General features: G+C 37.7%; 18 protein-coding genes. 3 read left to right on the forward strand and 15 right to left on the reverse strand.

Annotated elements, in window-relative coordinates; all coding sequences use genetic code 11:
• Positions 1–118 precede the first annotated feature (118 nt).
• The 6 genes from pulA to thpR form a co-directional block, all read right to left on the reverse strand.
• Entirely contained in the window at positions 119–2,266 is a 2,148-nt protein-coding gene (gene pulA, locus IC621_RS08080; protein WP_191157552.1) for a type I pullulanase, read from the reverse strand.
• 628 nt (positions 2,267–2,894) lie between these two features.
• Complete coding sequence (locus IC621_RS08085; protein WP_191157554.1) at positions 2,895–3,266, reverse strand: hypothetical protein; 372 nt, start codon at positions 3,264–3,266, stop codon at positions 2,895–2,897.
• A 123-nt stretch (positions 3,267–3,389) separates the two neighbouring features.
• Positions 3,390–4,022, reverse strand: coding sequence for a hypothetical protein (locus tag IC621_RS08090; protein WP_191157556.1), 633 nt, complete (start codon positions 4,020–4,022; stop codon positions 3,390–3,392).
• A gap of 240 nt (positions 4,023–4,262) precedes the next feature.
• The gene (locus IC621_RS08095) at positions 4,263–4,949 is read right to left on the reverse strand and encodes an LrgB family protein (protein ID WP_191157558.1); all 687 of its coding nucleotides are present in this window, start codon (positions 4,947–4,949) and stop codon (positions 4,263–4,265) included.
• Positions 4,946–5,341 (reverse strand): CidA/LrgA family protein, encoded by a 396-nt coding sequence (locus tag IC621_RS08100; protein WP_191157560.1) that lies wholly within the window; start codon positions 5,339–5,341, stop codon positions 4,946–4,948. Before IC621_RS08100 ends, IC621_RS08095 begins: the two co-directional genes overlap by 4 nt.
• Positions 5,342–5,425: 84 nt before the next feature.
• Positions 5,426–5,995, reverse strand: a complete 570-nt coding sequence (gene thpR / locus IC621_RS08105) for an RNA 2',3'-cyclic phosphodiesterase (RefSeq protein ID WP_191157562.1) — start codon at positions 5,993–5,995, stop codon at positions 5,426–5,428.
• A 361-nt stretch (positions 5,996–6,356) separates the two neighbouring features.
• Here thpR and cysK point away from each other — a divergent pair, with 361 nt between their 5' ends.
• The gene (cysK, locus tag IC621_RS08110) at positions 6,357–7,289 is read left to right on the forward strand and encodes a cysteine synthase A (RefSeq protein ID WP_318153016.1); all 933 of its coding nucleotides are present in this window, start codon (positions 6,357–6,359) and stop codon (positions 7,287–7,289) included.
• Between the two features lie 233 nt (positions 7,290–7,522).
• Here the strand turns inward: cysK and IC621_RS08115 are convergent, their stop codons facing one another.
• The 3 genes from IC621_RS08115 to IC621_RS08125 all read right to left on the reverse strand — a co-directional run bounded on the left by IC621_RS08115 (position 7,523) and on the right by IC621_RS08125 (position 10,759).
• Positions 7,523–8,677 carry a diglucosyl diacylglycerol synthase gene (locus IC621_RS08115; protein WP_191157564.1) on the reverse strand — a complete coding sequence of 385 codons (1,155 nt, stop codon included), beginning with the start codon at positions 8,675–8,677 and terminating at the stop codon, positions 7,523–7,525.
• 409 nt (positions 8,678–9,086) lie between these two features.
• Entirely contained in the window at positions 9,087–10,481 is a 1,395-nt protein-coding gene (gene pepV / locus IC621_RS08120) for a dipeptidase PepV (protein ID WP_191157566.1), read from the reverse strand.
• A gap of 110 nt (positions 10,482–10,591) precedes the next feature.
• Complete coding sequence (locus IC621_RS08125; protein ID WP_191157568.1) at positions 10,592–10,759, reverse strand: hypothetical protein; 168 nt, start codon at positions 10,757–10,759, stop codon at positions 10,592–10,594.
• Between the two features lie 471 nt (positions 10,760–11,230).
• On the opposite strand from IC621_RS08125, the gene IC621_RS08130 reads away from it, so the two are divergent.
• Positions 11,231–11,452, forward strand: coding sequence for a DeoR family transcriptional regulator (locus IC621_RS08130; protein ID WP_191157570.1), 222 nt, complete (start codon positions 11,231–11,233; stop codon positions 11,450–11,452).
• Between the two features lie 55 nt (positions 11,453–11,507).
• Here IC621_RS08130 and IC621_RS08135 read toward each other — a convergent pair whose 3' ends face one another.
• Positions 11,508–12,233, reverse strand: coding sequence for a pseudouridine synthase (locus tag IC621_RS08135; RefSeq protein ID WP_191157572.1), 726 nt, complete (start codon positions 12,231–12,233; stop codon positions 11,508–11,510).
• Between the two features lie 262 nt (positions 12,234–12,495).
• A complete protein-coding gene (locus tag IC621_RS08140; protein WP_191157574.1) occupies positions 12,496–14,121 on the reverse strand; it encodes a putative polysaccharide biosynthesis protein in 1,626 nt (541 codons plus the stop codon).
• A gap of 186 nt (positions 14,122–14,307) precedes the next feature.
• On the opposite strand from IC621_RS08140, the gene IC621_RS08145 reads away from it, so the two are divergent.
• Positions 14,308–15,576, forward strand: coding sequence for a BaiN/RdsA family NAD(P)/FAD-dependent oxidoreductase (locus IC621_RS08145; protein ID WP_191157576.1), 1,269 nt, complete (start codon positions 14,308–14,310; stop codon positions 15,574–15,576).
• Between the two features lie 131 nt (positions 15,577–15,707).
• On the opposite strand, the gene IC621_RS08150 is transcribed toward IC621_RS08145, so the two are convergent.
• The 4 genes from IC621_RS08150 to leuS all read right to left on the reverse strand — a co-directional run bounded on the left by IC621_RS08150 (position 15,708) and on the right by leuS (position 21,002).
• Positions 15,708–15,944, reverse strand: coding sequence for a DUF2553 family protein (locus tag IC621_RS08150; protein ID WP_191157578.1), 237 nt, complete (start codon positions 15,942–15,944; stop codon positions 15,708–15,710).
• 130 nt (positions 15,945–16,074) lie between these two features.
• The gene (locus IC621_RS08155) at positions 16,075–17,046 is read right to left on the reverse strand and encodes a nuclease-related domain-containing protein (RefSeq protein WP_191157580.1); all 972 of its coding nucleotides are present in this window, start codon (positions 17,044–17,046) and stop codon (positions 16,075–16,077) included.
• A 925-nt stretch (positions 17,047–17,971) separates the two neighbouring features.
• Positions 17,972–18,289, reverse strand: a complete 318-nt coding sequence (locus IC621_RS08160; protein WP_191157582.1) for a rhodanese-like domain-containing protein — start codon at positions 18,287–18,289, stop codon at positions 17,972–17,974.
• A gap of 298 nt (positions 18,290–18,587) precedes the next feature.
• Positions 18,588–21,002 carry a leucine--tRNA ligase gene (gene leuS, locus IC621_RS08165; protein ID WP_191157583.1) on the reverse strand — a complete coding sequence of 805 codons (2,415 nt, stop codon included), beginning with the start codon at positions 21,000–21,002 and terminating at the stop codon, positions 18,588–18,590.
• Positions 21,003–21,318: the final 316 nt, after the last annotated feature.

The following is a 21,318-nucleotide window of genomic DNA, read 5'->3' on the forward strand; positions in this document are numbered from 1 at the left end:
ATAGTTCTGTAAAAGCTAAAAAAGACAGCTACCAGAAAAGATGTTTTCCTAAAAACAACAGCCATCTTATTAAATTTTATCGTTTCTGTCTATTTTTCGTCAAGAAAAACTGACAAATCTAGATTTTAAAAAGGATATTTGTTCCAATGTCATCAATTATTATTTTGCCAGAAACCCTTATTTCCTCCTTTGTAAAACTTGCTGGAGCTGCTTTTAATATCCATTCCTCTTGATCAGGAAGATTTATTGGAAAAGGATCTCTTAGGCGATTGTTGTGAACGACTAGGATCTGTTTATAAGTGTCAATACCTTCTAAGCTATGAAGCAGGTATGAGATAATACCGTCTTGAGCAATCAAAAAAGCTAAGTGCTTCTTCACTAATTCTGTTTTAGGCAAGCGCAAAGCAGGATGGGATTTTCTAAAGCTGATTAGCTTTTTCACATATTCAACATCCTCGTTATATTTTTCTCTTCTATGCCAGTCAAGCTGGTTTATATGATCAGGGCTTCTATAGCTGTTTTCAATTCCTTGCTTTGTACGAAAAAATTCCTGTCCTGCGTGTAAAAAAGGAATGCCTTGTGAGAGTATAACCATTGAAGCAGCTAATCTCTGCCATTTCCTTTTCACTGTGTCTGCTTCATGCTTTAATGGAATGTTCATTTTATCCCAGAATGTATGGTTATCATGTGATTCAACATAATTAATTGTTTGGGAAGGTTCCTGGAACATCCCTTTTAACTCATGATTAAAGGGAATCGATCCAACAATACTCTGCTTAGCCTCATGAGTCTTATGATGATTTCCAAGCGCAAAGCCTCTGTCATATGGTTCAAAAGTACTCCCTTTGATATTATCTCTAAACATGTCATTAAAAAATGCGATACCCGGCATTTTTTTCGAATTAGCAATAGTTGCTTTTTGTTGATATGGGAGTGGAGTTTGTAAATCCCATCCCTCTCCGAACACTAGTGCATCTTTTTTGAATTTATCTACTTCATGCCGTACTTGATTCATCGTTTCAACATCTAAAATCCCCATTAAGTCAAAACGAAATCCATCGACATCAAAGTTTCTCATCCAATATTTCACAGAATCTATAATAAACTTTCGAACCATCAGCCGTTCAGACGCAATGTCATTTCCTACTCCTGTTCCATTTGACGGAAGGCCAATTGTATCATGGCGGAAGTAATAGCCAGGTACAATCTTTTCAAAGGAAGATTGTTCTCTAATAAAAACATGATTGTAGACCGCATCCATAATCACCTTTAAACCCTGTTTATGGATAGCATTAATAGCCTCTTTTAATTCAAAGATTCTTTTATACGGGTCAGAGGGAGATGTGGAATAACTCCCCTCAGGAGCATTAAAATGGAGAGGATTATAACCCCAATTATAATTCACATCAGGTCTTGTTTCATCTACCCCTTCGAAATCATTAAATGGCAAGAGCTCGATATGGGTAACGCCTAAATCTTTTATATAGGATAAACCAGTGGAAAATGAATGGTGGGTGGTGGATTCTAATTCCGTAAACGCTAAATATTTTCCTTTATAAGCCATACCGCTGTCCGGATGAATGCTGAAATCACGAATATGAAGCTCATAGATGATCGCGTCTGTCGGTTTTTGCAATTCAGAGGTTATGACTCTTTCCGTTTCAGTTTTCCCAATGTCAATAATGACTCCCAGTTCACCGTTTAAGGAGACGGCTGTCGCATATGGATCCACAGCTTCTCGCCATTTCAAATTTATACATATCAAATATGAATAATAGTAATGTTCATAGTCCCCTGCTAGCGTTGCTGACCAAACTCCCCTTTCCTGACGGTGAAGTGGCTGGATTTCTTCCATTCCAGTATGAGGAGAAAAAAGCTTAACCTTCACTTCTGTTGCAGTGGGTGCCCATAGAGTTAATTTTGTTCTCTTACTTGAGTAGTCTACACCTAAATCACCGGCATAATAAAAGGATTCATCGAACAAAGCCGTCCTAATAACTGCACCAATTTGCAGGTCTGTTTTCATGCCAGTGACATCTTCTATATAATAAGTTTTTCCGAAACCTATATCCTCATTAAATCGGCAAATATACTTTACATATTTATCGATTATTAAATGTTCTATAATGTTTAAAACAATTTTCTCTTTTTCTTTAAAAAGATAAAATTTCTGGTGATAGGAATGATGGTTTTGCTTCGGAATTAGGATTGTAATGAGATTAAATTCATCTAAATAGGCGTCAAATGGACGTCTTATCTTCAGCATGAAGTCTTCCTCCTTGTGAGAACACATACAAGAACATGCATGGCGCCAATATAGCACCATTTATCACGAAAAAAATTTGTGTTGTTAATTTTATACAGACAAAGAAATTCGTTTTATGAAAGAATCCTTCCTTTATATGATATTGAATCTCCTTCCAAAATTATGTCCAGATCCAGCTGGTATATATCAAAGCTTCTGAAAAATTATTCAACCCATTAAAAATTTCAGGGACATACAGTCGACTAGTCAAGAGTTTTATTGGACAAAGCAATTATGCCTGAATCTCATATTTCATCATAACGGGACCATCTACTGGGAATAGGATCGATAATTATTTCATTTTTTCTGGATTCCCTTCCAATCTTTATATTCTTTAGAATTGCAAGCCTTGAGGGATAAATAGAAAGAGAGCTTCTCCACCCGAGCAGAGCCAGCTTCTTTAGAAAGCTGCACTTTATACTAGTCTATGTAACTTATTTTAGAAATGTTAAATCACTACCTGAGTTAAATACTCAACGCTCACCTTGTCAAAAACTAGGGTGATCACAAAACGAGCCTCGCAATTATAAAACTTCAAGCCCTTTGATCAAAAAAAGACCGTTTACATCAACATATTATTCATCAACCTTTAGTCTGTTCGATTACATGAGATAGTTAAACAATAATTTAGGAGGGCTTTAGCAGCTATTATTTGAGTATGTTTAATGGGGGCAGCCGTTCTTCTCATTTTCATAAACCACTCATCATACTTCCGTATATCGATTAATTCAATATCATATGGAACCTCTGGGTAATCAATGTAACTATTTCTAGACAGGATTATTTTTTTTATCGGCAGGACAACTTCTGCATGCTTCAGAATGGAATGAACAATATTTCCTGTTTTATTCAAGCTTATAACAGGATTCAACACTTTTTTTTCGGATAAAGAATGCTTCTCAATCCAAAAATGCTGCTTACCTCGAACGAAAAGCGCAAGGCGCCCGCCTATCGGCGACAAGCATAAGACGAGCCGGCATGAAGGTTGTTCCTTAACCTTCTTGACGGATTGGCTTATGACCTAAGGGCCGATGGCGCCTGGAGCTAGACAACGACAACACTCTTTAATACGTTAATACTTTAATTATATTAAACTTTCTGATCTTACAATAAAAACGGCATCCTTCCGTCCTTCAAGGAACGTGACACATAATGCTTCCGAGGGTGTCACAATGATGATATCCAACTCAAGCTCAGCCTGTTTTACTAAAAAAACAGGCTGAAAGAGGATTAAATTGTGATCTGGAAATCTCATCAGCAAATGTTGAAGGAGGTTGTTTCTAGTCCAATCCTTATCAATAGTCGAAATTTCAGAAATCGTCGAACTTGCCCACTTCAACTGAATCCTGAAGATGTGTTCCATAAAAATCATTTTTAGTTCTTCTTCCGATTTCGGTATCGTAGTAATAACTAAATTTAATTCCTCCTGATTCTCTGTTTGCTGAAAAAGGGCAGGTATATCAATATTAGAACTGGCCGAATTGTTTTTTTTCCATCCGCTTTTTATCTTTTTAACAAAACTTCTTTCTTGACTATCTTTTGTGGTCTCTAATGATACCAGGTTCTGTTGTCGATAGATGGAAAGGCTATCATTTTCCCAATCTGAATAAAGCCTTTTCCAATGCTGGTTCTTTAGTCTAATAAATTGGCTTGGATATCTGTAAGGATCTAGATCATACCTAGATACATAGTCTTTTAGTTTGATTAACTGGGCCAATACAAGAGACTCCTCTCTTTTTTTGCAAAAATGGTTGGTTCCTATACTTTGGTTGAACGAAAAACGCAAGGTGCAAATTCTTCGGCAACAAGCACGAATCGAGCCGGCAAGAAGGTTGTTTTTTAACCTACTGGACAGATTACTTATGACCGCTAAAATGAGTCGCCGCAGGTTAGATTCGAAGCAGTTGGTGATTCACTAGCAATTTTGAAGAACTCATAAAATCTAATAGAAAAGAGCCTACAAAATTAATCCGATGATGATGGGACCGAAGATTGAAGCAAAGACAGCACTAAGAATCATCGAAATAGAGCTAATAGCACCTTGCTGGTTTCCGATTTCTAACGCTTTCGCCATGCCTACTCCATGTGCAGCAGCACCGTATCCTATTCCTACAGCAATTGGATCCTTAATTCCCACTAAACGCAGAAGGGAAGGTCCAAAGACGACTCCAGAGATTCCGGCAATCATCACATATACAGCCGCCAATGAAGGTATGCCGTGAACCAATGATGAAATATCCATGGCAACTGGGGAGGTTACTGATTTTGGGGCTAATGAACGAATAAGTTTCTCATCGACTTCTAACCAGAGTGACAAATAAATACCGCTCAAAAGACCAATTAAAGCTCCCGACATCACACTTGCAACAATCGCAAAGGCGTGACGTTTTAATGTATTTCTGTGCTCATAAAGGGGAAATGCCATGGCAACAACCGCAGGCCCCAACAATAATTCAATATACTTTCCTCCTTGCATGTATTGGCTGTAGCTATTATTAGTTAGCAATAAGATGCCTACAATAAAACATGTGCTTGTAGCAATTGGTACAAAGAAAGGAAAAGGAAATCGTTTATAGAACTTTTTTGCCAAAAAATAGATGGTGATTGTGCCTAAAATGATCAATATCGAGAACCCTAAATTCATGCTCCTTCCTTCTCCCTTTCACAGTCAATCTGCTTCTTATCACTTTTACCAGTCAGCCAATTGCTTATTAAGGCAGTAGATACCATTACAAGCCCTGTACTAAACAAAACGATGAAGATTGTAATGATGCCGTTTCCTTTAAAAAGTGAAAGATAATCCATTAATCCTACTGTGGCTGGAATAAAAAGGAGTGCAAGATGCTTAACTAAAAATTTGCTTCCTCCCTCGATCCATTCTTTTCTAAACCATTTCACATGCAACAAACAAAATAGCAAAATCATCCCTAATATGCTTCCTGGAATAGGCAGCATTAATATGTTTTGTATGGTCACGCCAAGCCAATAAAAACCAAATAGAAGGCCAAGTTGTCCTATCATCCATATTTTCTTCATGCAGATCCCCACTCTTTACATTGTCTAACTTGTCTTCATGTTTTGGAATTGATAAAGATCTCCATCCAGCTCCACAGCTTATTTCTATCCAAATATCCGGAAGCAGTTTATCACTTCGTATTTTGGCACACGATCTAAATGAGTTTGAAATAAAACAAATTCTTCTACTTGAAAACTAAGAGGTTGCCTCATGAGCTCCTCTTCTAACTGAACCTGGCGGGTGAACCCATTTTCTCCTTCCCACCCACGAGCTAACGTAATGTGCGGAGAAAATGGGCGTGGATCCAATTTAAAGCCGGCATCTATACACTCGCTGTATACTTTATTGTGTAAAAGATTAAGCTGCTCTGATCGAGTGATACCTGCAAAAAATATTCTCGGAGAATTCGATCTGCCGAAAGTTCCAGTATGAGTAATATTTAACGAAAAAGGGGCTAAATTGTTATCCCTAAGTTTCATCGAGCTAATAAGATTTTCTAAATGTTCAGGAGACTTCGGATGTCCTAAAAAGGCAAGCGTCAGATGAAGATCATCTTGGTGCACCCATTTTTTAAAGGGCAGATCATTTTTAAATAATTGCAACGTTTCAACTAATTTATTTCTTATTATTTTAGGCAGATGAATCCCCAAAAAATAGTGAGTTGATTGAGCCATGTTAATCTCCTTATTCTCTAATCTAATTTTCCAATGGAAAACTGCCAGATTATGTAGTATCCTTTTATTTTATCAAATAGATCGATCGTTAACCAATTAGGGAAACCCTTCAAAATAGTGTTTGCCGGGATGATAGGATTTTATAATTTATATCACACTCTTAATAGTCAATAAATCCACATTTCAGGCTTCAGAGGAAACAAAGTGATAGAAAGGGTAAACTGATTGTTAGGCTATTCCGATTGGTTCAAATGCCTCCGGGTTATCCCGCTTAGACACTGAAGAAAAATCCCACTGATGGAGATTCACATTATGATAAAATGGATGCAAGTACAGTAAGAACAAAGAAGGAAGTGTTAGTGTGCGCGTAGTTAACACCATGGCTGACTTAATAGGAGATACTCCTTTATTAAAATTAAATCGGATGAAGCCGGAAGGCGGAGCTGATGTTTATTTAAAGCTGGAGTTTTTTAATCCAAGCGGAAGCGTAAAAGACCGTGCGGCCTATTTCATGATAATTGAGGCAGAAAAACAAGGTCTTCTAACAAAAGGATCGACTATTATTGAGCCCACGAGCGGAAATACTGGAATTGGCCTTGCAATGAACGCTGCAGCAAAAGGTTATAAAGCTATCCTTGTCATGCCTGATACAATGACACAGGAACGAATCAATTTATTAAAAGCATATGGAGCTGATGTTGTATTAACACCTGGAGATGAAAAAATGCCAGGTTCAATAAAAAAAGCAAAAGAGCTATTGAAAGAAATCCCAAAAAGCTTTATGCCCATGCAATTTGAAAATCACGCAAACCCTGACGCTCACCGGCAAACAACAGCCATCGAAATCATCGAGTCGATGGAGGAAATTGGTAAGCCCCTTTCAGCGTTTGTTGCTGCATCAGGAACAGGCGGAACGATTACCGGTACTGGCGAAACATTAAAAGAACATTTTCAAGATCTTACAGTCCACGTTGTAGAGCCGGCAGGCTCGCCAGTATTATCGGGCGGCAAGCCAGGCAAACACAAATTAGTTGGGACAAGTCCTGGCTTTATTCCAAGTATTTTAAACGAAGAAGTGTACGATGAAATCTTCAAAATTGAAGATGAAGAGGCATATGAAGCTGCACGAAGGCTGGCCAGAGAAGAAGGCATTTTAGTAGGTCCCTCCTCAGGAGCAGCTTGCTATGCAGCAATACAAGTTGCAAAACGTTTGACTCAGGAGGATGTAGTCGTATGTATTGCCTGTGATACAGGTGAACGGTATTTATCAAGTGATTTATTTCAGTTTGGTTGATAAAAAGTATCTTAAAACACGTAAAACGCTTGGATGTTATCCAAGCGTTTTAGTGTGAAGAAAAAACGAAACTGCATTAGCTTTTGAAGAGTACGCCATTATAAACCAAAACAATTTTTTTAGAAGCAAACTACTTAGATTATCTGATTGGTTATACGGCACTCCGCCATCCTATAATTGAGGTTGTTTAAACACTGATTTCCGAGCTTTATTCTTTATTAATAGTTTTCTTGTTAAATCCCGTACTGATTTTGCAAACAATTTCTACCAGTAATCGAGGCAGCTGCCTCGATTACATCCTCTACAATTACTCTTGAAGCATACGGACTATATAGCTCCTTTATGCTCTCCTTCATTTCAAATAGTTTTTGTTTATCTTTAAGAACGTGAAGAACTGCATCCTTTATCTCTTCCTGCCGGTTTACGATAATCGCAGAATTTTGTTCTTCGAAAAATAGGGCGTTTTCTTTCTCCTGGCCTGGTACCGGCTTATATAACATAACGGGTACTCCAAGTGCTGTAGCCTCTGATAATGTGATGCCTCCCGGTTTTGTAATCATACAAGAAGAGATTCGAAATAATTCATCCATTTGCTCAATATACCCTAAAGGAATAATGGTTTCAGGATATTTTGCAGCAATCGGCTCTAATTTCTTTTTTAGTTCATGATTGTTGCCGCAGCAGACTACTACTTGCAGGTTGGGTTCGTTTAGAAATGATTCACATAGGCCCTTTACATTCTTTAATACACCATGTGCACCAGCCATGATCAAAACAACTTCTTTGCTTCGGTCTATTTTATATTTTTCAAATAAATTGTCTGAAACATAGGGCTTCTCAAATCGCGAACGAATTGGGATGCCAGTTACCTTTACTTGGTCTGGATGAGTCCCAAGCTCAACAAGCTTCTTTTTAACGTTAGGACTTGCCACATAGTATTTATCGATATTGTCATGCACCCAAATTTTGTGCAAACAAAAATCGGTGACAACATTAAACGTTGGAATGACTTTGCCTGTTCTGTTTCTATACTCAGGCACCACAATCATCGGAAAGGTATTAATAATGATATCAGGCTTCTCGGTTTGGATTAGCTCCTCAAGTCTTTTGCTGCCTAACTTGAAATAAATATTCATAAACCGCTTATTGTATATTTTATCAACGCCGTAATAGAAAAGTTTGTAAAACTGTTTCCCGACAGAAAAGCTTTTAATATATAGAAACTTGGTAATCTTTGAAATGATTGGGTGTGATTCATTATAAAGCTCTGAGATCACTACCTTGTTAAAATCTAGATTTTCAAATTCCTGCTTCAAGGTTTTCGCAACCTGGAAGTGACCGTTTCCATATTTTTCTGTTAAAATTAATATTTTCAAATCAGATTTCAATCGTCTCAACGCTCCTTGTGATGAACAAATAATGCACAATGATATGAATGCAGATTAGACGGTTCGGGAATGAAATGAATGATGTCATATTAAGCATAAAAAAATATAAATCCACAATAGAATATTGTACACGATTATGCTTGATGTTGATAGACTTTTAGGACATTTATACTTTTTTATCCATATAAAATGTTCATTTTCTTACCTTATTTTGCTTAGAATTTCTAACTTACCAAAAGGCGTTTTCTTTAGGATAAAGAAAGTCGCCTTTGTTGTCCAGAAATAGCAATGTAATGCTGCCATCTTCACATTATCTCGAAACATTAATTTGAGGCTATACAATAGTGAATAAAACCTCTGTTCCTCGGGCAAAAACATCCATAAATTACCTTACTTGCAAAATACACTTCTATTTGGCGAGTTCGTAAATCGCTTGTGCATATATCGCTGTTGCTTTTACTAAATCATCAATTACAATATATTCATCTTTTTGATGGGCTACATCTGGCCTCTCTGGAAAAAGCGGACCAAATGCGACTCCAGCCTCAAGTGACCTTGCATAGGTTCCGCCGCCAATTGATAATAGTTTTGCTTTATCTCCTGTTTGTTCTTCATAAACTTTTTGCAGCGTTTTTATAAGAGAATGGTTCTGATCCACATGGTGAGGCTTTGAATCGTTAAATGAAGTCAATTCAAAGTACTCGATTTTTTCTAAAATTGCTTTTATTTTAGACGAATCACCTTTTACAGGATAACGAATATTAATCCCCAGCTCGCCGCCATTTACCTTCTCATAGTTCATAATTCCGACATTTAACGTTAGTTCTCCTGTAATATCATCTTCGCATGAGACCCCAACTTTCTTACCCCTAGTGTCATCAATGAAGAGATCCGCTAATTGATTTATAAATGCTTGTGCTGCATCATCAAGCTGCTCACGTTCAAGAAAAGCCGCTAATAAGAGTCCGGCATTTTTTCCATTGTTAGGTTCCATTGCATGTGCTGAAGCTCCTTCAAGGGTAAGCTTCAGCTTGGTCCCTTCGATATCCGCTTTCCCTTTTAGTTTCATTTCAGATAAGTAGGATTCAAAATTAGTTTTAATGGCGTTCAAATTCGTTCCTTCACATCGTGCTTGGGCAAAATCTGGTACCATATTTAAACGCCTTCCCGATTGAAACTGAGTTAAAATATACCCTGTTGATTCTGTATATGTATGTGTAGGAATATAACGTAACTTAGCGTCAATTATCCCTTTTTCTGCATAGATAATTGGAAAATCAGCATCTGGGGCGAATCCAATTGTGGGCATTTCTTCATGCTTAAAGTAATGATCAACACATCTCCAATCACTTTCTTCATCAGTTCCGATAATAATGCGGACACGTTTGTTCAAGGAAAGACCCATTTCCTTGACAATTTTCATTGCATAATAAGCGGCCATAGTTGGACCCTTATCATCTATAGCTCCTCTTGCATACAAGTTCCCTTCTCTAATTTCAGCTCCATACGGATCACTGCTCCAGCCATCTCCTTCAGGAACAACATCCACATGACATAACACACCAACTAACTCTTCACCCTGGCCCATTTCAATATGCCCGGCATACCCATCAACATTTTTGACCGCAAAGCCCTCTTCTTCACCTTTTTGCAATAGAAATTCCAATGCTTCCTGAATCCCTTTACCAAATGGAGCACCATGAGATGAATCGTTCTCATCAAGAACGCTCTTAATTTGCAAAAATGCATGAGTGTCCTTTAATAATTGCTCTTTCCTTATTAACACTTCATCCATCCACTTCATCCTGTCACCTGCTTCTATTTATGTATGAATATTTGTCTTCTTTATAAAGATAACAAATAAAGAGCGAGAGACCAAAATTCTATCTAGAAGTCCCGTTAAATTAGTACTATTCAATATAAAAACACTTCAACAATCGTACTAACGGCTGCCATAAAGCTTACTAAGAAAACAGAGGTATAAATAAGTTGACCCTTTTCGACTTCAAAATGGATATCCTTTATTTTTTGGTCTCCTTCAGAATATCCTGCTTGAGTAATTTTTACAGCCAAAACGCTCATTTACTCACCCCTCTCTTACATAACGATTTTGCAAGAAAAAAGTTTCATTGAAAATGAAATCGTAATTCATGGAGATTTCGGAGCAAATCATGAGCAATTGAAGAAGTCCATTGTCATTCACCAATTAAGGCAGAGCTCTGATCAATTTCTTTCGTCAACCATAAAGGTGAAGCGTTACATACTGCTAAAAGTGCGATAGAAATAAAAAACTTGACACAATTACTCATACTATTCAGAATAAAGTACATATAGTAATATGTGAAATGGATTACACAATGGAGGTAATGAGATTACAAATATGTAAAATTTGTGTAAAATTGACGTTTTTCGTGGAATTCCCTGTTTATTTTCGTGTAAACTATTGGTGTAGCGTTTAATATATTTAAATGCAACTTAATAACATCAGAGATACAAGCATCGAATGTTGTAGTAGGCTTTGCTCAAGTGATCAAACCGATAAGGAGTGGTTTTTTGAAACCTTCGACAAACCGTATGCTAACGAGAATCAAATCTGTCTACATGTTTATCCAAGAAAAAGGGACTGTTACAACCCAACAGCTCGTTGATGAATTTGGAATAACACCCAGAACGATTCAACGTGATCTCAATGTGTTAGCATATAACGATTTGGTACAAAGTCCGAGCAGAGGAAAGTGGAAAACTACAAGGAAAAAGGTTAAAATGACCTCCTAAAGTTTCAATTAATTACCTAATATACATAAAGAGGACTGTAAGCCAGTCCTCTTTATTAAGTGTTAAATTGTTCGGAGTTCCTCAATATATCTACTTCTTCATCAGTTAGCTCCCTGTACTCTCCCAGTTCAAGATCTTCATGAAGAACTAAATTACCCATGCTGATCCTTTTTAAATAGACAACTTTTTTTCTTACTGCCTCAAACATTCGTTTTACCTGATGATATTTTCCCTCTGAAATCGTCACTTCAATTTCTGACTGGTTCTCCCCTTTTAAAATCTTTAAGATCGCTGGCTTTGTCATATATCCGTCATCAAGTAGGACACCTTCTTTAAAAGCTTTGACATCAGAATCGGTTACAAGTCCATCAATGATAGCAAAATACGTTTTTGGAACATGTTTTTTTGGTGAAAGCAGTTGATGGGCAAGCTGACCATCATTTGTTAAGAGCAACAACCCTTCCGTGTCTTTGTCCAGCCTCCCGACAGGAAAAGGCTTTAATACAGCGTCTTCAGGCTCAAGGATATCAAGCACTGTTTGCTGTGTTGCATCCTCTGTTGCAGATATATATCCAGGCGGCTTATTCATCATTAAATAAACAAATTCTTTATATCTGACAATTTCTCCATAAACGGTTACTATATGTCCGCTGGGATCCACTTGTTTCTTAGCATCCTTAATAACGGTTTCATCAACTTTCACCGCACCAGATTTCAACAGCTTTTTTACCTCTTTACGGGTGCCATACCCAGTATTCGACAGTAATTTATCAATTCTCATAAACTCAGACCTTTCTTTTTAGAAAGAATTTTTCATTAACACAAAACGGAGGATGTATTAAAGCCCCAGTCCAACTAAAAGCGAACCGCTTATTAGCAGCAGGCACTCGGGTGAGCCGTCTGGAAGGTTGTTATTTAACGTTCTTGCCGGATTGGCCCTGAGACCTAAGAGCCGATGGCACTCGAAGCTGGATAATGATATCACTCTTTATCACGTTAATACTTTACTTAAATTTTCTTAACTGGCTAGAAAAAAAGAAAGGCTATGAGGCAGCCTTCCTTCTTTTAAAAAATCGTGAAAAGCGATCTCCAAACAGTCTTTCTATTAAATGCGACCGATAAGCTAAATAAAGGTAAGCAATTGCACCTGCACCTATCGCAACTAGGAGTATAATGGCTGACTGAAGACGCCCATCTTGATATTGAATGAAAATTCCAAGAATCGAATGAGTAACAGATACAAGTAATCCCATAAATAAAGCAAGAATAGCCATAAATATTGAACGCTTAAAAAACCTTTTGAATTGATATTTAGCATGTTTTTTTATCATCGCAAAGCTGTATATAATAGAGCCGATAAATCCTATAGCAGTTGCAAGGATCGAGCCTGCCCCTTGAAACATTGTGATTAATGGAGCATTTAGGGAAAGCTTTAATAATATCCCAAAAAGCAAGCAAAAAACAGCCAGCTTTTGTTTGTTAATCCCTTGCAGGATAGCAGCAGAGACAGTAAAAAAGGAAAATAGCAACGCTACAGGAGCGTACAATTGCAGCAAGCTTACACCTTCTTCTTTATATTCGAAGAAAAGGGTGTAAGCCGGTCCAGCGAGAACAATTAATCCTACTACTGCAGGAAGCACAAAGAACATAATGATTTGCAGAGCCTGATCAATATAATGATTGACAAGCTTCAGATTCCTTTTTGTAAAGGATTTTGTAATTGTTGGAACCAAAGTTAAGCCAAAAGCAGTTGCCAATGAAACTGGAATCATGATCAGCTTTGGAATATAAAAAACAACAATTGAAAACAGTGAAACTGCCTTATCCCCATGACCTCCGTCTATCATGGCTTTATTAAATGTATTTGTATCAATGTAATTATAAATTGGAATGGCAAGTCCCACAAATACAAACGGACCCGCATATTTAAACAGTTCTTTAAACATTGTTCCTAAACTTTGACTTTCCGATGGAACAACATTTTCTCTCATCGCCAGCAGAGAATCTTTTCTCTTGACCCAATACATGATCAAAACAATAAGACCTCCCATTGCCCCAACAAATGCTGCAAAGGTAGCATAGCCGACAGCCGTTACAAAGTCTCCGTTAAACACGTTTATAATTAGATATACGGAGACAAGGAGAAAAACAATCCGAACAATTTGCTCAATCACTTGTGATACAGCAGTTGGACCCATCGATTGATGCCCCTGAAAAAAGCCGCGGATCAGGCTCATAATCGGAACAACGATAAGAGCCAAGCTGACCATCCTGATCACAGCAATAACGTCCTCTAGACTAATCCCTGATAGCTGCTTCTCACTTAAGGCTGACTGGGCAAAACTGGGCGCAAGGAAATAGAGAGCAATAAAAGCCGCGAACCCTGTAATGAGCATGACAAACATTCCGGCTTTAAAAATCCTCCGACTCGTTTGATAATCCCCCATTGAGTTATATTTTGAAACATATTTCGAAACAGCCATCGGAAGGCCGGCTGTTGCTATACTTAAGAATATTGTATATTGGGCATACCCCATCTGAAACAAGGTTCCTCCTGTTTCACCGAGCATTGCATAGAAAGGAATAACATAAATCATTCCTAAAAATCTAGATATGTATGTACCTAACGTTAAGACGAAGGTACCTCTTAACAAGTTGTTATTTGACATTTTTTAATCACCATTTCTCAGTGAAGATTCAACTTAACCATTTTAACACAATCCATACCCAAGTCGATATAATTGTATACTTCTTTGCAAAGTCAAGAATGCTGAACAGTATTTTCTCTTTTTTTGTGATTCGGCTATAATGAAAAGAATGAATAGCAGATATGTGATAGAAAGTAGTGAATCAACGTGAAATATGATGTTACAGTAATTGGCGGGGGGCCTTCCGGGTTAATGGCAGCTATTGCAGCAGGAGAACAAGGTGCTAATGTGCTTCTAATTGATAAAGGGGATAAGCTCGGACGAAAATTAGCTATTTCAGGAGGCGGCAGATGCAATGTAACAAACCGTCTGCCAATTGATGAGATTATTAAGAACATTCCTGGCAACGGCAGATTTTTATATAGCGCTTTTTCAGAGTTTAGCAATGAAGACATTATAGTTTTTTTCGAAAAGCTGGGAATTCAATTAAAAGAAGAAGACCATGGAAGGATGTTTCCCGTTTCAAATAAGGCTCAGTCAGTTGTTGATGCCTTATTAAAGGAGCTTGACCGCCTTAATGTCGAACGGGTGGTAAATGAGCCTGTTAATACTCTGATATATGAAAATGGGCAAGTAAAAGCCGTCCAATTAAAGAGCGGTACTATTATTCATTCAGAAACCATTGTAATAGCAGTAGGCGGAAAAAGTGTCCCGCATACAGGCAGTACTGGAGATGGATACGAGTGGGCGAAAAAAGCCGGACATACTGTAACAGAACTGTTCCCAACAGAAGTACCTCTAACATCTGATGAAGGCTTTATCCAATCAAAAGAACTACAGGGATTATCTTTAAGAAGCCCGGCTGTTAGTGTGGTAAACCCAAAAGGCAAAACTGTCATAACACACAAAATGGATATGATCTTTACCCATTTCGGCATCTCAGGACCAGCTGTTTTAAGGTGCAGCCAATATGTGGTAAAGGTGATGAAAAAATTCAATACACGCCAAGTCAAAATAAGCATAGACGCACTTCCAGAGCAAAACGAAGAACAACTTTTTCAGCAAATTCAAAAACTAGCGAAAAATGATCCTAAAAAAGCAATTAAAAATGTGCTCAAAGGGTTGCTGCCAGAAAGATATTTACTTTATCTGTTCGAACGGAATAAAATTGAACAAACAATCACATTTCCGAATTTATCAATAGATAAATTACGTTCTTTTATAAAGGATTGCAAACAATTTAAATTTACTGTTAACGGAACCCTTCCGATTGAAAAAGCCTTTGTTACAGGGGGCGGGGTCTCAATAAAAGAAATTCACCCGAAGGAAATGGCGTCCAAAAAAATGCAGGGGCTTTATTTTTGCGGAGAAATTCTCGATATTCACGGATACACCGGCGGCTACAATATTACGTCTGCCCTTGTAACCGGCAGACTTGCAGGTAAAAATGCTGGTCTTTATTCAAGGAAAATTTAATTGATGCTGGAATTTTGAAGAAAATATTGAGTTGAAATATTTAGCCTTTCATCCCATTTAAGCAGCGAAAAATACCTTAACTAATAAGAGTGATGCGTTATTGAAGCATCACTCATTCTATTTGCTGTGACTTAACACCAGCCTAAATCGCAGCCTTCTGCATATTGCGTCTGTTCACAGTTTTTCGCATATAGCTTATATATCCGGCCCTCTTCTCTTAAATAGCCGCTTTCCAGATCATATTGCCTTCCCTCATCCGTCATGACAAGTTTCCCGATGCACTCCTTGCCTAAAAATAATTCGATATGATCCTCAAGCACCTTCCCAATCACACGGTTCGTCACATCCAGTTTGTGATATTCACCCATATCACTCACCCTCCTTAACACAATGTATGATGAAAGGGGGAGAATATGTTAGCGCTTTCGGTAATAAATTTCACTCTCTTTCATTAAAAGGAGTAAGACCAAGTATAGAGCGTATACCTGGTCCAATCTTTTAATCCACATATGGAAGGATATATTTCCTTCCTTTGAAATCTCCTTCATGCTTAAGGTTCAATGACCTTAATAATTTTGAAGCTGATGAGATCGATGAAATTTGAAGAAAGTCTCTGATTTCTTTATTTGTAATAATTGATCCTAACAAAAGGTTGTAATCAATTAAGGAAATCAAGTGAGCATTTTTACAGATATGATCACATTGCTGGCAGATCCAATTTCCTTTTCCCTTTTTCATTAAAAATGAGAGGCATTTTGGACAATATATACCCTTAATTAAATCTGTTTTTGAAAGTTGAAATTTCTTTAAAATGTCATAATTAAAGGGAGTGTTTTGTTTGAGTAGAAGATTTGAAACTTTTTTGACTTCTTTAGAGGAATGACTTTCTTTTTTATAGTAATTATCGAGGACTGATACAGTAGAAGGGATCTTTGCGGCATGAATTATTTTTTGAGAAATATCACCATTTTCTGAATTTGTTTTAATAATTGTTGAAGGGTTACTTATGGCAACCAAAGAGAGGATTGGAATTGACGAAAGACCATTTTTTATTAGCCATGACTTAAGTTGAAACTCTTGACGGGTAACTTGCAAAAGGGGATCGGGAAATGACTCCTCTTTTCCATTGGTTTTACGAATAACTTGATGAAACACTTGATCAAAAAATATTGTTCCTGTAATGTTTTTCACTTCTAGTATCAGTAAGTAACTAGGTGTGACTATTAGGGTATCAATCTGAAAAAAGCGATTATGGTTATCCTGAAGCCTCAAATCATGAAATATATTATGCTTATATTTAGATAAGAAAGATAGATGATAATTCAAAGATTCCTCCCCTCGATATCCTGCAATGTTTTTAGATAACTCTTCCTCAACCTTTTTACGTTTAGGATGATTCATAGGCAAACGCCTTAGCAACGCTTCTAATTTTTGAACCTTTAGAGGTATTCGTCGTTCTTTTACTATCAAACTAATTCACTCCTTTACAAGTTTGAGAATAGTTTCAATAAGAATATAGAACATTCCTGCTTGATTCACATATTTAAATGAAAAAGTTTGATCGGTTGTAAAAAAATCCATTATATTCCTGTATTACTAACTTTGTTTCAGTATTAATGATTATATTTCTATTTAATATCTGAACATCTATTAGCTGTATATCGTCTTCATTTACTTGTCAATTAATCTATTTACTGTCCCAAACTTTCCCCTTTTTTTCCCTATCTCAATATTTACTTACTTGTTCCTAGAATTTATTGGCCGGATGAGCAATTTTATTTTCCACAAATTAAATTTATTAGCTCCTTATTCGAGTTATTTTCCGCAAATCAAATTTATTGTCCACATCTACGATTTATTTGACGCTAATTAAATTTATTGACCAACACAAAAACTTTTTTAACGGCTTATTATTGTTTCGTCCTTAACTTCTTTTTTATTTACAGTTGAACCATCTATGTCTTATTCTTTACTCCATTTATTTGCCACACCTCCTTTTTATTGTCCGAAACTTCCCACTTTCTTTCCCTATCGCAAATTTTACTGTCTAATTCTATGAATTTATTGGCCGGATGAGCAATTTTATTTTCCACAAATTAAATTTATTAGTTCCTTCTTCGAGTTATTTTCTACAAATCAAATTTATTAGCCCCATCTTCGAGTTTTTTCCACAAATCAAATTTATTAGCCCCATCTTCGAGTTTTTTCCGCGAATCAAATTTATTAGCTCCTTCTTCGAGTTATTTTCCGCGAATCAAATTTATTAGCCCCATCAACGAGTTTTTTTCCACTAATACATTTTTTTGACCTAACTAATGCTATTTAGCTTGTATTTCCTCGTATTATCCTTGTTTAAATACATCAAAAAAGAGCTGCATGCAGCCCTTCGTTATTTTTATTCACTCTTCGGTTTTGTTTTGCCTTTGTACTCAAGCATGCCGCCGGTCATATTTCGAACTTGGTAGCCTTGGTCTTGAAGGTAGGCGCAGACATTTTCGCTGCGGCGGCCTGAGCGGCAGATCATGATGTATTCTTTGTCTTTATTGAAATAATCAAGCTGGTCAGGGATCTCGCCCATACGGATATGTTTTGCTTCAGGAATCATTCCCTCTTCGACTTCTTCATTTTCCCGAACATCGACTAGCTCTAGTTTTTCGCCATTTTCTAGTTTTTCTTTTAATTCATCTGCGGATATTTCTCTAATTTCGACCATGAGTAACTTCCTTTCACTTATGTTAAACCTAGTATAGCAAATTAAAAGATCTTGTTTCCACATTTGAAACATTATTCGCGAGTGCGCTGGTCCATCGGTTACAAGCATAAGACGAACTGGCAGAAAAAATGTAACAGTTTTGTCGTATGTCCTAACGGCTCCTGTATTCACACCAAACACATTGATAAAATCGAAGCCTATACATGTATATCAATTTTCGTTTAACAATTCCAGTGCTCCTAACATTTAAAAGGCATATACCCGGCAGACTGCGGATATATGCCTCTTTTCTTTTCACTTAATTCGCAACAATATTGACTAGCTTACCAGGTACTGCAATCACTTTTCGAATTGTTTTCCCGTTGATTTGTTCTTTTATATGGTTATCGTTAAGTGCAATTTCTTGCAATTGCTCCTTTGAAGCGCCTGTTGGGACATATAGCTTTGCACGGACTTTACCGTTCACTTGGACGGCAATTTCCACCTCGTCTTCAACTAGCTTTGCTTCGTCGTATACAGGCCATTGTTGATAAGAAATTGTATCTTTATGGCCTAGTTTATTCCATAGCTCTTCAGAAAGGTGAGGTGCAACAGGTGATAACAATTTCACAAACCCTTCCATAAACTCCTTAGGAAGAACGGTTGTTTTGTATGCTTCATTTATAAATACCATTAGCTGAGAAATAGCCGTATTAAAACGAATGCTTTCGTAATTTTCTGTTACCTTTTTTACAGTTTCGTGGTAAATTTTCTCCAGGTGTTCCGTTTTTTCATCAACAATTTTAGGGCTGATTTCACCGGTATCTTCTACAAATAAGCGCCAGACTCGGTCCAGGAAACGGCGTGCGCCATCTAGACCAGTTACAGACCATGCAATGGATGCTTCAAGCGGCCCCATAAACATTTCGTATAGGCGAAGGGTATCCGCTCCATGAGTCTTTACGATTTCGTCAGGGTTCACTACATTGCCCTTTGATTTACTCATTTTCTCATTATTTTCTCCAAGTATCATCCCTTGGTTAAATAATTTTTGAAATGGTTCTTTAGTCGGTACTACCCCGATATCATACAAAAATTTATGCCAAAAACGTGCGTATAGAAGATGAAGAACAGCATGCTCGGCACCACCGATATAAATGTCAACCGGCAACCACTGGTTTACCTTTTCCTTATCGGCTAAAGCTTCATTATTTTTCGGATCAATATAACGGAGATAATACCAGCAGCTGCCCGCCCATTGCGGCATTGTATTGGTTTCTCTTCGTCCCTTCCTCCCTGTTTCGGTATCTGTTACGTTGACCCAATCTTCTATAATAGCTAATGGAGATTCTCCAGTACCTGATGGTTTGATTTCAGTCGTTTTGGGGAGCATGACAGGCAGATCTTTTTCTGAAACAGCTGAGGAAGATCCATCTTCCCAATGAATGATTGGAATCGGTTCTCCCCAATATCTTTGACGGCTGAACAACCAGTCACGCAGTCGGTAAGTAACCTTCTTCTCCCCTTTTTTGTTTGCTTCCAGCCAAGTAATCATGTTAGAGATGGCACTTTCTTTGTTCAATCCATTTAAGAAATCAGAGTTTACATGCTCGCCATCGCCTGTGTATGCTTCCTTTGAAACATCCCCGCCGCTTACAACCTCTGTTATCTTCAATTCGAATTTTGTTGCAAACTCGTAATCTCGCTCATCGTGAGCAGGGACAGCCATAATGGCACCAGTTCCATAGCTTGCAAGCACATAATCTGCAATCCATATTGGCATTCTTTCTCCGTTTACAGGATTGATCGCATAAGCACCTGTAAACACACCTGTTTTATCTTTTGCTAGATCGGTCCGTTCGAGATCGCTTTTATGTTTAATCTGATCAATATATTGTTCTACAGCTTTCTTATAATCTTCTGTAGTTATTTCCTTTACCAGCTCATGCTCAGGAGCAAGTACTGCATATGTTGCACCGAATAGAGTATCAGGGCGAGTAGTAAATACCGTAAATTTTTCATCATGCCCATCTATTGAAAAATGGACATGAGCCCCTTCTGATTTGCCGATCCAATTGCGCTGCATATCTTTAATGCTTTCAGGCCAATCAAGCTCTTCAAGATCTTCTAACAGCCTGTCAGCATAAGCTGTTATTTTCAGCATCCATTGTCTCATTGGCCGGCGTTCGACCGGATGGCCTCCGCGCTCGCTTTTCCCGTCGATTACTTCTTCATTTGCCAGAACGGTTCCTAGTGCAGGGCACCAATTTACAGGAACTTCATCAACATAAGCTAGGCCTTTTTCATATAGCTTTAAGAAAATCCACTGTGTCCATTTATAATAATCTGGATCGGTAGTATTTATTTCTCGATCCCAGTCATAAGAAAACCCTAAGTCTTGAATTTGGCGGCGAAAATTATCTGTATTCTGCTTTGTAAATTCAGCTGGATCATTCCCTGTGTCTAAAGCATATTGCTCGGCAGGAAGACCAAAAGCATCCCACCCCATTGGATGTAAGACATTATATCCCTGCATGCGTTTCATACGGGATAAAATATCTGTCGCTGTATATCCTTCAGGATGCCCTACATGGAGCCCTGCCCCTGAAGGATATGGAAACATGTCAAGTGCATAAAATTTCGGTTTATTTTGATCTTCTGTTGTTTTAAATGTTTTGTTCTCAAGCCAATATGCCTGCCATTTCTTTTCAATATCCTGGTGATTAAAACTCAACTGATAAACCTCCTTATATTCTTACTCCTAAAATATTGGTATCATTTTGAACGGAAACATCTATTTATAAACTGAACTCCCATCTGTTTTGATGAGCAAATCGAATCCACTTAAAGAACGAAAAGCTCAGGGGCGCCAGTCTATCGGTGACAAGCATTCGGGCGAGCCGGCAGAAAGGTTGTTCTTTGACCTTTTTGACGGATTGGCCCTGAGACCTAAGGGCCAATGGCGCCTGGCCGGCAAATGCGTCACGGCCTTATGCCTGACGGCACTAGGACGTCCTGTCCGCCTGCGCTGGACATCGATAGAAAACTTT

This window comes from Metabacillus arenae (assembly GCF_014773385.1).
GTDB classification, from domain to species: Bacteria; Bacillota; Bacilli; order Bacillales; family Bacillaceae; genus Metabacillus_D; species Metabacillus_D arenae.